The sequence below is a fragment of the Paenibacillus sp. FSL H3-0333 genome (assembly GCF_038002805.1).
Lineage (GTDB): Bacteria > Bacillota > Bacilli > Paenibacillales > Paenibacillaceae > Paenibacillus_AQ > Paenibacillus_AQ silagei.
Genome location: NZ_JBBODG010000001.1, coordinates 1,862,235 through 1,876,919, shown reverse-complemented (window position 1 = coordinate 1,876,919; position 14,685 = coordinate 1,862,235). Strand labels below are relative to the sequence as shown.

Here is a 14,685-nt window from a genome sequence, read left to right as displayed (position 1 = left end):
GGGTAAGGATACTGCCGGGTAATTTTTTTTGCTATACTAAGCCAGGCTTACACAAGATTAACGGAACTTGCCTGCATCAATTGCCGCCTGCTTCTCATCGAGAATCTCCTGGTAGCCTGCCTCCAGGTACGTCTTCTTGGCCGCTTCATAAGTAGCATCGAATTCAGCCTCCGGAGCGAGCACCACCTTCACGTACAGCTCCTGGAACAGCGTATTCAGATCCGCCTTGTATTCGTTCACCTTCTCCAGCACCACATTGAACAGGGCATCCGGTGTACGGAATTCGGCAACCTCGTCATAATACTTCACCAGATCATCCGCCAGCGGCTCATAACCGGCCGGTGCCCAGTTGCGCAGGTTGGCCTTGCGGGTCTTGGCTTCATCCGGGTACTGGGCAATTTCTGTCACCAGACCCCAATAGTCCTTGTTATTGTTCTGTGCCAGCACCGCTTCGCCCTTATAATCCGGGTTCTTCAGCGCAATGCCGTCTGCGTCAAGCGTATAGTTCTCCCCTTCGATCCCGTTCTGGAACTTGAACAGGTTCTCCGGCTGGCTGAGCCATTCCAGATACATCCACACGGCTGCGCGTTCTTCCGGCGTGGATTCATAGTTAATTCCCATAATGAAGCCGAACGGCCAGTAAGCGCGTCCCTGAGGCTTGTTGCCTTCCGGAACTCCCGCATACGGAGGCACCACCGCAAATTCGGCATCCGGGTTATTCTGCAGCGTAGCCGCAAAGACATCAGTGTTGTTCGCCAGATAGAAGCCGAAGTTGCCGGTTTTACCTGCCACGAATTCAGCCTTAATCTTCGGTTCATCGTTGCGCAGATAGAATTCCTTATCAATCAGGCCATTGTTATACTGATAATTGAGGTTACGCAGGTAAGCCTCAGTCTCCTCCGTAGTCAGATCGGCCACGCTGAGATCGGAATACAGCGCACGATATTTCGCATCCACCGGCCATTTACGGAACGGATAGTTGAAGTTGAAGAAATTCTGCTGCAGATTGCCGCCGCTTACCCCGAGTCCGGCTTCCTTCCATTTGGCCAGCATCTCGTTATACTTCTCCAGCGAGGTCAGATCCTCAACCTTCATGCCTACCTTTTCCACCCAGTCCTTGCGGATAATGTTGACGAAGTTGTCGGCTTCAGGGCGGGCAGCGAAGAAGAAGGTCTTCTGATCGTCCACGGTACCATACTGTTCAATTGTCTCACCCAAGTTCTTCCAGTAGGTCGGCGCATAATTCTGGATCTCTGCATAGTCGAGCGGCTGCATCACATCCTCACCATAATAAGTAAGCGCTTGCGGCATATCATAGTGGAAAATAATATCCGGAGCCTTGTGCGAAGCCAGCAGCTGTTCGAAATCCGTTACTTCCTTGGAGCGGGTAATTGGCACATAGTTAACCTCTATATTATATTTGTCGCCGAACTCCGCCTGCACCCAGCGGGTATAGTAGTTATCGGACACGTTCCAGCCTTCATAGGCACGCTCATAGACCGGAATGTCGAGCGAGACTTTTTTCTCAAAGCCCTTGGAATAATCAGGATAGGCTCCTTCGGTCTGGTTCGTAGCAGCGGCAGTCTCGGCCGGCTTACTGCTGGCTTCGGCTGTATCCTTGGTGTTATTTCCCCCGGAGCACCCGGCCAGCAGGCCAGCCGTCATGACGGATGCCATCATTAACGAATACACGCTTCTTTTACTCATCGCAATTCCCCCATTTTTTGAATTTTCGTAATTCCAAAGAATGACTATATACCAGGGACGCAGGATTACTCCTTGACGGCTCCGAGCATAACACCTTGAACGAAGTATTTCTGGACGAACGGATACACACAGAGGATAGGCAAGGTAGCGAATACAACGACTGACGCCTTCAGGACTTCGGGATTGCTGAGCTGCACCTGGCTGGCCTCCAGCTGGAAGCTTTCACTTGCCTGAATGACCAGATAATACAGCTTGAGCTGAAGCGGCCGGAGTGAAGTCTCATGCTTGATATAGAACAATGCGTCCTGATAAGCATTCCAGCGGCCCACTGCATAGAAGAGAGCGAGTGTCGCCATAATCGGCTTGGATAATGGCAGCACAATGCTGAACAGAATCCGGAAATGCCCGGCACCGTCGATCCGCGCAGATTCCTCCAGACTGACGGGAATGCTGCTGGTCAGCGAGGTTTTCATAATGAGAAGATTGAAAGCGCTGAAGGAGAGCGGCAGCACCAGTGACCAGATGGTATCCATCAGCCCCAGATTATTGATGTTCATATAGTCGGGGATAATGCCCCCGCTGAAGTACATGGTGAACAGGAAGATAAAGGTGATTACCCTGCGCCCCTTGAACTGGGTTCTGGACAGCGGATAGGCGGCACAGATGGTCAGAATCATGCCCAGAAAGGTGAACAGCACAGTCACGATGACCGAGATGTACAGGGAACGGAGGATACTGGCATCCGCGAAGATTTTGTTATACGCTTCAATGGTGAAGCCCTGCGGCCACAGAAAGACCTTGTTGGCAATGACGAAGGAGTCAGAGCTCAGCGATTTCGATACAACATGAATGAACGGCAGCAGGCAGAATAGCGAGATGATAATAATGACGAGGCGGATCAGCGTTTCCCAGATATCGATACGTGCTTTATGGGGTGCGGCAGTGCCTCCGGCTATTGCTTTCATGGTTCCTCTCCTTTCTACAAAATCCCATCCTCGCCAAGCTTCTTGGCTACGCGGTCCGCGGAAATGACCAGAATAATTCCGATGACGGACTGGAATAATCCGATGGCGGTCGCCCGGCTGAAATTACCGCTCTCAATCCCCCAGCGGTACACCAGGACCGGTATGGTGGTGGTGAACTCCGTGGTGGCCTTATTCTGCAGCGCATAGATACGCTCGAAGGAGCCGTCCATTACTTTGCCCAGCGCCATAATCAAGAGCGTCACAATCGTTGCCCGGATTGATGGAAGGGTGATATTCCATACCTTTCTCCAGCGGCCTGCCCCGTCCACCGTAGCCGCTTCATACATCTCAGGGTTGATCCCGCTCATCGCCGCCAGGTAGATAATCGTGCCCCAGCCCATGCTCTGCCAGACCCCGATCACGAGATAGCTAATGAGCCAATTCGTATCCTGCTGCAGGAACGGAATCCGGGTGCCTCCCATCAGCTCTATGAGGTTATTGACAACGCCGCCCCCCTCACTGAGGAGCTGATAGGCGATGGCTCCGATAATGACCCAGGACAGGAAATGGGGCAAATACAGCACCGTCTGATTGATTCTTTTGAACCGTACACTCTTGATCTCGTTCAGCAGCAGAGCCAGCACAATCGGCATCGTGAAGCTGAAGCACAGGTCAAGCACGTTCAGCAGCAGAGTGTTGCGGACGGCCCGGATGAAATCAGGCTTGGCGAACAGGTCCTGGAAGACCTGCAGTCCGGCCCATTCACTACCCCAGAAGCCTCTGGCGATCTTATAGTCCTTGAAGGCGATTACAAGTCCGGTCATGGGCAAATATTTGAATACGATGACAAAAGCCAGCGGAAGCATCACCAGCAGATAGAGCTGCCAATCCCGCTGTAAATAATAGCTAAACCCCTGTTTCCTTCTTAATAATGGACTGTGATCCGTTTGTGAAGCGCTTGCAGCTTTCAACATATTCACCTCCTGCCTTGAATTCTTCTTGCCGGCTTCCGGCTCGTGTTCTCCGGCCTGGCTCCTATGCTACCGCCTTTGCCGGGTCTTGAATATCATGAGTATTGATGATCACCTATCACAATTGATTGCCAATGGATTGCCTCCCGGCACTCCAGGCCTCAGCCGCAGGAGAATAATCAAAACTGATAGGCATTCCCAAAATTAATAAAGCGCTTTCATTTGAGGGGGAAGGTACTAGTTGGATAGAAAGGCATGGGGAGGGATGGGGCCAGGGGGGATTGGAGTGATTGGAGTGATTGGGGCGATGAGGGAGCGATGAGGGAGCGATGAGGGAGCGATGAGGGAGCGATGAGGGAGTGATGAGGGAGCGATCAAGGAGCAATGATAGCTAACAGGGAGCGATTCGGGAGCTATGAGAGCTATCAGGAATGATTAGGGAACTACTGTTGCTCGCCCCGCCCGCTTTTGACTAATATAGATTTGAACACTCCTACTTTCCACGAACTCAGGGGCACTTGTGCTCCTGAATTACTCGTTTAGCCAACTTTCCCGGGATTCAGGGGCACTTGTGCTCTTCATTTACTCGTTTAGCCAACTTTCCCGGGATTCAGGGGCACTTGTGCTCCTGAATTACTCGTTTAGCCAACTTTCCTGGAAATCAGGGGCACTTGTGCTCTTCATTTACTCGTTTAACCAACTTTCCCGGGATTCAGGGGCACTTGTGCTCCTGAATTACTCGTTTAGCCAACTTTCCTGGAATTCAGGGGCACTTGTGCTCCTGAATTACTCGTTTAGCCAACTTTCCTGGAATTCAGGGGCACTTGTGCTCTTCATTTACTCGTTTAGCCAACTTTCCTGGAATTCAGGGGCACTTGTGCTCTTCATCCGCCCACATTCGGCTCCATCAGAGGGATTTATCCCTCTCATTTCCACCGCCTGCCCACTTTCCACCTACAAGCCGAAAAACCAAGATCCTTGAAACGAGATACCGGTCCGCCGGGGATGGGTTTCTAATGGTTTCTACGGGTTTCCATGAGCTTTTATGGGCTTTTATGGGCTTTTATGGGCTTTTATAGGTTTCTATAGGTTTCTATAGGTTTCTATAGGTTTCTATGGCCACCTATGAGCCCCTAAGAACTCTTGCTCTTCGCTAACTTGTAGCCGCTTGGCGGCATGCCTTCATACTTGCGGAAAAAACGGTTGAAGCTCTGCACATTGGCGTAACCGACCTCTGCGGCAATCTGCTTGATCGTCAGCCCCGAATCCAGCAGCAGCTCCTTCGCCTGCTCGATCCTTAGCTGATTGACGAAATCAATCATGCTGCTGCCGGTCTGCTCATAGACAAGCTTACGCATGTAGGAGTAGCTGATGCCAATCTGCTTGGCCATGTCCTCGAAGACAATCTCTTCGCGGTAGTGCTGCTTCAGGTACTCCATGATCCGCTGCGCATAATTGGTCTCATGGGTGCTCCGATCCAGGCTCTGTACAATCTCACAGTAGAAATCATACAGGTACTCCTCCAGCTCATCCAGCGTATCCATCGCGGCGAGAATCGAATACACGTTGCCCCGGCCCATAATCATCCTTCCGGTTCCGAGGTGGTTCTCCCGGAGATGCTTGATCGTCGCGCCCATCAGCTGATGATAGATGAACATAATATTATCGTAGGAGATATGTTCCTCTGCGGAGATCTGGCTGCGGATGCTCTGCAGCTCCTTGAAGATTCCCACCAGGTCGCCGGCATCCAGGAAATTCAGAATTCGCCGCTCGCTGCTCTCAGAGTCAACATACTTGCGGCTGTTATCCTCCCCGTCATGCCAGTACATGATGCTTCCGGCCCCCTTGATCATCCTGCGCTTAATCACCTCCATCGCCTCGAACAGCCGCAACGCCACCCTCTCCGGAGCATCCGTCCGCTCACTCACCCCAATCGTGACCGAATGCTCCAGCAGCTCAAGAGACTGATCGCGGATCTCCTCCAGCGCCTGATGAATCAGAGTACTATGCGCCTCCCCCTCCTCCGGAGCAAAGTTCAGTACAATCACTGTACAGCCATCATTATGGTAGACACAGCGGGCCACCAGCTCCTCAGGGAAAACATTCTCATACTTGGCACTCAGCAAATACCGGTGATAACTGCGCGTCTCCCCATTGGTATGGCCCACGTATCTTCTATATTGGTCGATGGAGACCACCACCACTCTGTAACAGGCATGCGGAAAAACCTCCGTAATCCGCGGCGGAATCTCACCGCGCAGCAGACGGTGCACGGCCAGACTGCGGGTATCCTGTTCGCGCTCCTGCAGCAGCTGGAACAGACTCTCTTCCTCCTCCTGCATCCGTTTGAAGGCCAGATCCAGGAAGGCCAGCTCATTCTTGTTCACTACGCCCAGATCCAGCTTCGAGCGCATCGTCTGCACCAATTGCCTCAGGGGCCTGGATAGCCAGGTGGCAAGGAAGATGGCCAGCAGCGTCCCGAGTACAATGATCGCCCCCGTCAGCAGAATAATATTTCCCTGCATCTCCCGGGACTTGGTCATTAGCTCATCCATGGAGCTCCAGCTGACATTCCACCACCCGGACAAGGAGGAGCGGCTCCAGGCATACACCGTCCGTTTGCCCTCCAGCTTGCGGAAGGTGTAGCCTTCACTGGCTTCCTGATTCAGAATCTCCTGTAAGAACGGCAGCTTACGGCTGTCGGAGAGCAGCATGGACCGGTCATTGAAGGAGATCACCGTACCCGCAGCGTCCAGCAGCAGGTAGTTGCTGTCACCCACCTCGGTAGCATGCAGATATTTGCCGATCTGGCTCTCCTTCATGTTGACGACAATCACTCCCCGGGTGGTGGTGGACAGGCGGTTGAGCGGGTACACATAAGACACCACATTCTCGCCCGACGCAAGCTTACGGGGCACCCATACCCCGCTGATCCCCCTGCGCCCCTTAAGCGCTTCTGTGATCCATCCGATAGGCTCATAGCGGGCAAGCGTCGTGATGCTGCTGTCGGTAGAGAAGACATAATCCGAATCCTCCAGGACAAAGAATGAAGAATACACACCGTCCACCCGGCGGTTCAGGTTCAGCAGCTCCTTGGTCACGGACAGCGCCAGACTTACATTGTTATAGTTGGCGTTAATCTCATCGTAGGTCTCGAAGCTACGGATGCGGTCAAAAATATTCGTCGCCGCCAGACGCGACGTATCCTGGGCCAGATTGGCCAGCGCGTTCTCGTTCAGCCTGCGGTTGGCATTAAGCCCGGCCAGCGTGGATTCCCCGATAGCCGCTTCAGAATTCTGTATAATCTGTGACCCGCTGTACCAGGTCAGGACTGCTGTAGGAATAGCCATAATGCAGAATAGAATCAACGCCAGCTGCAGGATCATCGGTGTTTTTTTCATCACATATCCCCCTAAGCATTTCTATGTTACCGCTTACAATATTTTTATTTTATCATTTCAGGATACATTTTACATATGTGTATAGGAAAATTTTTCAACCCCCGCGCGGCATGTTACAGGCTGATGTGCAGGCGTTCTAATGTGCGGCTGCAGGCTTACGCCGAACAGCAAAAACGCCTGGATGCATTGCCATCCGGGCGTTTTTAGCTTTCTTTTATCGGGATAAGCTGGCTGGCAGAAAGTCCTTACTCCGCATTCACCGCTTCATCCTCGAACTCCTCGATGCTGTCGTTGGAGCCGATCACCACCATGATGTCTCCCTGATGCACATGATCATGCGCAGTCGGGGCAACGATGATGCCATCCTCGCGGTTCAGGGCAATGATGCTGCAGCCGTATTTGGCGCGGGTGTTCAGCTCGGAGAGGCTTTTGCCGTTCATGCAGGCGGGCACCGTCAGCTCAACGACCTTGTAATCCTTGGAGATCTCGATATAATCGAGCAGATTCGGCGTCACCAGCTGATGAGCCACGCGGATACCCATATCCCGCTCCGGGAAAATCACCCGGTCTACCCCCAGCTTCGACAGCGCGCGGCCATGCAGAATGGAGATGGCTTTGCCAACCACCTGCTTGACGCCCAGCTCCTTCAGCAGAATCGCGGCCAGAATACTCCGCTCCATATTATCGCCGATCGCCACAATGCCGCAGTCGAAGTTACGCACCCCGAGCGAGCGCATAATCCCTTCATCCGTAGCATCGGCCATGACTGCATGCGTCAGCCGTCCGGTCATCTCCTCCACCCGCTCCTCCTGGTGGTCAATGCCAAGCACCTCGTAGCCCATGGACATCAGCTCCAGCGCCAGACTTGAGCCGAAGCGGCCCAGGCCGATTACAACAAACTGCTGTGGTTTCATGACTTGATTCCCCTATCCAATTATCATTTTGCCTTCCGGATATTTATATAATGGTTTACCCTGTCTCGGACCGAGCGCATACGCCAGCGTCAGCAGTCCCAGCCGTCCGGCGAACATGGTCAGGCAGATCAGGATCTTGCCGACCTGCGTCAGCTCCGGGGTCAGTCCCAGACTCAGTCCGACATTGGCAAACGCTGAGATCGTCTCGAACAGAATCATCAGATACGGCAGCCCCTCGGTAGTCGAGAGCATCATCGAGACCGTAACGATCAGCAGCAGCGCCAGCAGCGTAATGGTCAGTGCCTTGAACACGCGCTCCTGAGCCAGCCGGTAACGGAAGAGCACGATGTCTTCGCGGCCGCGCAGCATGGAGATGACAGCTCCGATCATCAGCGTGAAGGTTGTGGTCTTAATGCCGCCGCCGGTAGAACCGGGGGAAGCCCCGATGAACATCAGGATCACGATGAAGAACTGAGTGGCCTGACGCAGTCCCGTAATATCCAGCGTGTTGGCCCCTGCCGTACGCGGTGCCACCGATTGGAACAGGGAGGCCCATAGCTTGCTCCCGAGGTTCAGCGGTCCCAGGGTCCGCGAATTGGTGAACTCGAAGATGAAGATGACCGCCATTCCGGTCACAATCAGTCCGGCTGTCATCGACAGCACCACCTTGCTGTGCAGCGACAGCCGCCGGGTGCGGCGGAAGTCGGCCAGATCGGAGATTACGATGAAGCCGATTCCCCCGGAGATGATCAGGAACATAACGACCAGGTTAATGACCGGGTCTCCGACATAGCTGATTAAGCTATGATCATGCCCGCCGAACAGATCGAATCCGGCGTTATTGAACATCGACACCGCGTGGAACACCCCGTAGTAGACCGCGCGGCCAAACGGCATATCCACCGCCCAGCGGATGGACAGGAGAAGCGCTCCCACAGCTTCAATGACCAGGGAATAGAGCAGCACCTTGCGGATCAGCCGCACAATCCCTTCCATCGAGCTCTGATTCATGGCTTCCTGAAGAATCAGCCGGTCACGCAGTGAGATTCTGCGCCTGAACACCAGCGCAAACAGCGTGGCCATCGTCATGAACCCGAGCCCGCCAATCTGGATCAGCACCAGAATGACCGCTTGTCCGAAGCCCGTAAGATGGGTACCGGTATCCACTACAGCCAGTCCGGTCACACAGGCGGCAGAGGTGGCTGTGAACAGCGCGTCCATGAAGCGGAGCGGCTGACCGGGTACGCTGGATACTGGAAGCATAAGCAGCAACGTGCCGATGAGGATGACCGCAGCAAAGCTCAGCACCAGGATTTGCGGAGGAGCCAGCTTCAGGAATCGGAAGCCGGTGATCTTGGAAGACGGTGACGCCAAACTTCTCATCCTTTCAGGGTTCCATATTAGAAATTACGAATCGGTCAGTATCAGATAAGCATACAAAATTATATACGTTATTGCCTAACTTCACAAAGACTCATTTTGATAAGAAGACAAAAATAACAAGCCTTTAAGCATAAGCCGGGACTTCTTCACGTAAAAGGATAATAAGGCATTTCTTTGTACCTGCCCGGCATGTAATACTATAATGGATGGATGAGAGCATTTTATTTCAAGGAGGCGTTCCATGAATCCCGTCGGCCAGCCCCTGCATCAGCGGCCCCTTACTACCAAACTTATCCTAGCCGGAATTCTAGGACTCATTCTATTTGTCATGTTCCAGATCGCTCCACAGCTCCTCTCCAGTTCAGACGGGGATACAGCCATTCTCAGCAAAAGCGAAATCCGGGAGAAGGCCGCCGCATTCGCCGCTGGGCAGCTCGGCTATGAAGCCGCAGCCGGAGATGAATGGGTGATCCTGTACAAGACGGACTCTTCCTTCTACGGCTATATGTCCCGTGAGAAGCTGCTTCCGGACTATTCCAAGAATAAGCTGGACCAGCGTTATCCGTTCGATGTGTACCATGCGGTGCTCTATACGTCCGGAGAGGCGGCAGCCCGGCTGGCAGTCGATCTCAATATGTATACCGGCGAGCCTGTGGCTTTTGCTGTTGGCGCCGATGCCGACGCTGCGTCCGGGTTGAATTACGGGGAGCGGCCCACGGCGGCAACCAAACGTACCGATACTGCCAATCCTGTAAGCAGCATACCGGATCTGAGCCTGGAGGCAAAAGAGAAGCTCGCCCTTCCCTGGCTGAAGCTATGGGGGGCCAATCCTGCCAAGCTGAAGATTGAGGCTAACCTTGATGGATACGGGCTTGTCTATTCCGACAACTCCATCACCATAGGTGAATTACCGCTTAAGTACCAATTCAATTATCTGAACGGCGAGGTCTCGTACTTCCGTGCCGGATTCTCGGCTCCTGCCTGGCATGATACTTATGTGGACGGGCAGACCTCGCTTGCCAAGAAGCTCACCTTGTTCGGCTACGGCCTGCCTACCCTGCTGCTCGGTATCCTGGCGATGATCTACGGCATTCTGCGCAGGAAGCATACTTCCTGGAAACGCGGAATTTTCCTGAGCTCCGTCCATTTCCTGATCATGATGGTCAGCAGCTACAATGTGGTATCCGAATCCGGCAGCGGCAGCGCTGAAGCCAGGGTTACAGCAGTAGTCATGTTCGTCATCTACGTTCTGTACAGTCTGCTGATGTCGCTCCTGCTCTACTTCTCTCTGGTCGGAGGGGACGGCTTGTGGCGCTCTGAGGAGAAGCTGAATCCTTGGCCCCGGGCCTCCGAGCCCGGCTACGGCCACTATGTACTGAAGAGTATTCAGGCTGGTTATATCTGGGCCTTCATCCTGCTTGGCGTACAGACCGTCATGTTCATTATTCTGTCCTATACGCTGGATAACTGGTCCACCACTGACGCCAGCCAGTCGCCTTACAATATGAAATATGCCTGGCTGCTGCCGATTGTAGCCTGGCTGGCCGGGCTCTCGGAAGAGGCGGTCTACCGTCTGTTCGGTATCCGAATGCTGAAGAAGCTGGTCAAGAATACGCTCATCGCTTCACTGATCACGACCTTGATCTGGGCACTCGGACATACGCTCTACCCGATCTATCCCGTCATCTCACGGCCGATTGAGCTGACGGTCATCGGCCTGCTGTTCAGCTATATTTTCCTGCGTTACGGGTTCATTGCGGTGATGTTCAGCCATGTGGTATTCGACAGCATCCTGATGGGCGCTACGCTGATCTTCATGCAGGATACGGTGAATGTCGGCGCAGGCATCGTGACCATCATCCTGCCGTTCATCGTAGGTTACCTGGTATACCGCTTCAACCCTCCACGGGAGCCGAAGCCGGTAGAACCGATCTCTACTCCATAAGCACCAGCAGCGGCTGCGCCTCCTCTTCCGGGATAGCGCAGCCGCTGCTGCTGTATAGCTATTGCTGTCATGCCTCTTCCGGCACAGAATGATACGGACGGTAAGGAAAGCGGAGCCGGATCAGCGTTCCTTCGCCCAGAGAGCTGTGAATAGCTACGCCATAGGGTCTGCCGTACTGCAGCTTGATCCGCTGGTCCACATTACGGATGCCATAGCCGATACCCTGGCCCGCAGGCTCAAGAATCTGTCCGATCAGCTCCTCCTTCATCCCCAGCCCGTTATCCTCCACTTCAAAGACCACATCCCCCTCTTCCATGTAAGCACGGATAACCAGGGAGATTTCATCGTCATACCAGGCATGCTCCAGCGCATTCTCCACAAACGGCTGCAGAATAAATTTCACGCTCTCGCTCTCCAGCACCTCCGGCGCTACAGCATAGGCGACATGAATCCGGTCCGCATTCTTGATCCGCTGAATGTCGAGATACGATTCCGCGATCTGCAGCTCCTGCTCCACGGGAATAATCATCTCCCCCCGGTGCAGCGTCAGCCGGTAGAACCGGGCCAGTGAACGGATGACCTCATGCAGCTTATCAATCTCCCCGAGCTTGGCCATCCGGCTGATGGAAGAGAAGGTGTTATACAGGAAATGCGGGTTCATCTGGGAATGCAGCACCTGCAGCTCGGTCTCCTTTTTCTCCAGACTGACGACATAGACCTCATCGATTAACCGCTGAATGGTTGAAGCCATCTCGTTAAAAGCACTGCCGATCTCCGCAAACTCATCATTGCCCCGGACCGGCATCCGCTTGTGGAAGTCCCCTTCCTGAAAAGATTTCAGGGAAGACACCAGCTTCTGGAAGCTCCGCGAGAAATACTGGGACATCGCCAGACTGATCAGAAAGAGCAGCACTAGGGTAACCAGACAGATGCCGATGGTCACATTGCGGACCTGCTGTGAATTCTTCTGCAGCGAAGCATATGGAATCCAGGCCACTACACTGGCCGGCATATTGGTAACCGGCTGTTTGATCTGCATATAAGAACCGGGCTGCTTAATATAACCTGAAGCGGCTGAAGCCAGCGGCTCAGGGATAACCCCGTTCGGGGAGCTTGTAAACAGCAGGCGGTCTGCGTTATCCGCGATGAACAGGATGCTGTCCTCGCCCAGCTGCCCCGAGACTGCATCAGAGAAGATGTATTTCATATTCGCCGTCATTTTGATCAGACCATTCAGCTGCAGGGTATCGTAGTTGATCAGGGGCCGCAGGTAGGAGATGCTGCCATCCGCCTTGTCATTGCCCGTCTGCCGCCATGCACTGGAGCCGTAATGCAGATCGAGCCTTCTGTACCACGCTTCATCCTCAATGCGGTCCATATGAAACAAAGAGTACTTCCGGACATCTTCTGCTGCACTATCGTTGTAATAGAATTCCCCGACATCAGGATTGCTTACATAGACGGAGAGCTCGACCTCCGGGTCCGGCAGATTCGCCGCATTCTTCAGCCTGGGGAGGATATACTGGGACATAATGCTGTATCTCTCCCAGCCGGAATGATAGCCTGCCAGATAACGCGCCAGGGTCTGGTCTGCATACAGCTCATCGGTGCTGCGGACCATATCCTTTAGCCGGAAATCCACGTTGCTGGCCATTTGCTTGACAGCCACCTCCAGATTGCTTCTGGTATGCTGCTCGGTGGAACGCACAGACGACAGGTAGGCATAGCTGCCGATCGCGATGATCGGTGTCAGCACCAGCAGCAGATAAGAAATAAGCAGCTTGTAGCTTATGGGAATGTATAAGGATTTCGCACGCTTCATCTGCATGCCGGATCAGCTCTGCTTTCTGTAATCGGCTGCGGTCATATTGAAAAACTCCCGGAATTGCCTGCTGAAATAAGCAATGTTCTTGTAGCCAACCTTATCAGCCACCTCGTAAATTTTGTATTGAGGCTGATCGAGCAGGAGAATCGCCTTCTCCATGCGGAGCCGCACAAGATACTCATTGAAGCTCTCCCCCGTGTGCTCTTTGAACAGAACCCCGAGATGATTCGGCGAATAGGCAAAATGGGCAGCTACCGCCCGCAAGGTAAGATTCTCTGTCAGCCTCTCCCGGATATAGGCTTCAATCCGCTCCATCAGCCGGCGGTTCTTGTGCTGCTTCTTCATGAACAGAAGCTCGGAAATCTCAAACAAGGTACACCGGAGCCAGCGTTTGATATCGTCAACGGTCTCCAGATGATGAATAACGTCCATCTGCTGCAGACTCTCGTAGGTCTCGTTGAGTGTCCCCAGGTAAGCCTCCAGCCGGGTAACGATATGAATAGAAAAATGATAGACCTTCACCGGATGCTCGAACAGCGCCGCCATTTCGAACAGCTCGTCGAGGCAGTCGCAAATATCAGCCAGCCTGTAGGCCGCCATGGCCCCGAACATCCCCTCAAGGACAACGCTCAGCTCCTTGATCTCCTGAACCATGCCCGGCTTGCTCATCACCGGCGGAATCACCCTGTTCTTGCCGATGAACATTTTGCCGTTCATATAAGCCTTCGCCTGGGAAAAGGAGGAGGCCAGTCCTTCCGGAGACCCCACCTCTGCTCCATAACTTACAGTGATCGTATACTCCGTGTGCTCACGGACCTTCTGCACCAGCTGCTGAAGCCGCTCTTCCAGCGTCAGGCGCTGCCCGGTATAGACGAAACCGAGCTGTGAACGGTTCAACCGGCACCATTTCCCGGCAGCGGCGGCGTCAATCTCTGTCCCGATGTATTGAAACAGCCTGTCCAGACCGGCATAGACATCCTCCGGCTGCTCCTGCACCCGCATCAGAACATCATCGGCCTCAATCAGCACCGCAGAAGCGCTGGAGAAGGCCAAATCGAGCGGATACCGGTCCAGGAAGGCGCCCAGCGTAGCCCCGTCAATGCTGCCCTCCAGCAGATGCTGCAGCACATCATTTTTGATGAAATCGAAGGAAGCGATCATCCCGCCGTCCTCCGGACCCCTGCTCCGTTCCATCTCTAGCTCGGCGGTAGCCGTGCGCAGTACACCGATCAGCTCCTCATCATCAACCGGCTTAAGAACGTAGGCATGGGCCTTCAAGTCGAGTGCCTGCTTCGCATAATGAAATTCCTGGTAGCCGCTGATGAACACGATTTTGAGCCCCGGGTTCAGCTCCAGCGCCAGGCGGGACAGCTCCATACCGGAAACCGCCGGCATCCGGATGTCTGTAATCAGCAGATCAATCTCATGATTCTCGATATATTGGAGAGCGGCAAGCGGGTTGCTCTCACTGCAGACCACTTCAATCCCAAGCTCACTCCAGGGAATCAGGCAGCGCAGCCCCTCCAGGTCATAATTCTCATCATCTACCAAGACAGCTCTGTACATCGCAACCA

Annotated in this window: 9 protein-coding genes; 1 reads left to right on the top strand and 8 read right to left on the bottom strand. The window is 53.7% G+C overall.

The genetic code is table 11. The annotated features are described in order from the left end of the window. Window positions 1–57 precede the first annotated feature (57 nt). The 6 genes from MHH78_RS08410 to MHH78_RS08385 all read right to left on the bottom strand — a co-directional run bounded on the left by MHH78_RS08410 (window position 58) and on the right by MHH78_RS08385 (window position 9,341). Window positions 58–1,707, bottom strand: a complete 1,650-nt coding sequence (locus MHH78_RS08410) for an ABC transporter substrate-binding protein (protein WP_341167117.1) — start codon at window positions 1,705–1,707, stop codon at window positions 58–60. A 65-nt stretch (window positions 1,708–1,772) separates the two neighbouring features. Beyond that, window positions 1,773–2,672, bottom strand: coding sequence for a carbohydrate ABC transporter permease (locus tag MHH78_RS08405; RefSeq protein ID WP_341167116.1), 900 nt, complete (start codon window positions 2,670–2,672; stop codon window positions 1,773–1,775). Window positions 2,673–2,686: 14 nt separating this feature from the next. Then, on the bottom strand, window positions 2,687–3,646 hold the full coding sequence (locus MHH78_RS08400; protein WP_076082240.1) for an ABC transporter permease: 960 nt from the start codon (window positions 3,644–3,646) through the stop codon (window positions 2,687–2,689). 1,130 nt (window positions 3,647–4,776) lie between these two features. After that, entirely contained in the window at window positions 4,777–7,044 is a 2,268-nt protein-coding gene (locus tag MHH78_RS08395) for an AraC family transcriptional regulator (protein WP_341167115.1), read from the bottom strand. Between the two features lie 245 nt (window positions 7,045–7,289). Beyond that, window positions 7,290–7,958, bottom strand: a complete 669-nt coding sequence (locus MHH78_RS08390) for a potassium channel family protein (RefSeq protein ID WP_036721939.1) — start codon at window positions 7,956–7,958, stop codon at window positions 7,290–7,292. A 12-nt stretch (window positions 7,959–7,970) separates the two neighbouring features. Then, window positions 7,971–9,341: a TrkH family potassium uptake protein gene (locus MHH78_RS08385; RefSeq protein WP_076081658.1), complete on the bottom strand. Its 1,371-nt coding sequence runs from the start codon at window positions 9,339–9,341 to the stop codon at window positions 7,971–7,973. 241 nt (window positions 9,342–9,582) lie between these two features. Here MHH78_RS08385 and MHH78_RS08380 point away from each other — a divergent pair, with 241 nt between their 5' ends. Beyond that, a complete protein-coding gene (locus MHH78_RS08380) occupies window positions 9,583–11,286 on the top strand; it encodes a CPBP family intramembrane glutamic endopeptidase (RefSeq protein ID WP_341167114.1) in 1,704 nt (567 codons plus the stop codon). Window positions 11,287–11,353: 67 nt separating this feature from the next. Here MHH78_RS08380 and MHH78_RS08375 read toward each other — a convergent pair whose 3' ends face one another. Both MHH78_RS08375 and MHH78_RS08370 read right to left on the bottom strand, forming a co-directional pair. Next, window positions 11,354–13,114 carry a cache domain-containing sensor histidine kinase gene (locus MHH78_RS08375; RefSeq protein ID WP_341167113.1) on the bottom strand — a complete coding sequence of 587 codons (1,761 nt, stop codon included), beginning with the start codon at window positions 13,112–13,114 and terminating at the stop codon, window positions 11,354–11,356. Window positions 13,115–13,120: 6 nt separating this feature from the next. Beyond that, on the bottom strand, window positions 13,121–14,677 hold the full coding sequence (locus MHH78_RS08370; protein ID WP_341167112.1) for a response regulator transcription factor: 1,557 nt from the start codon (window positions 14,675–14,677) through the stop codon (window positions 13,121–13,123). Between the last annotated feature and the right edge of the window lie 8 nt (window positions 14,678–14,685).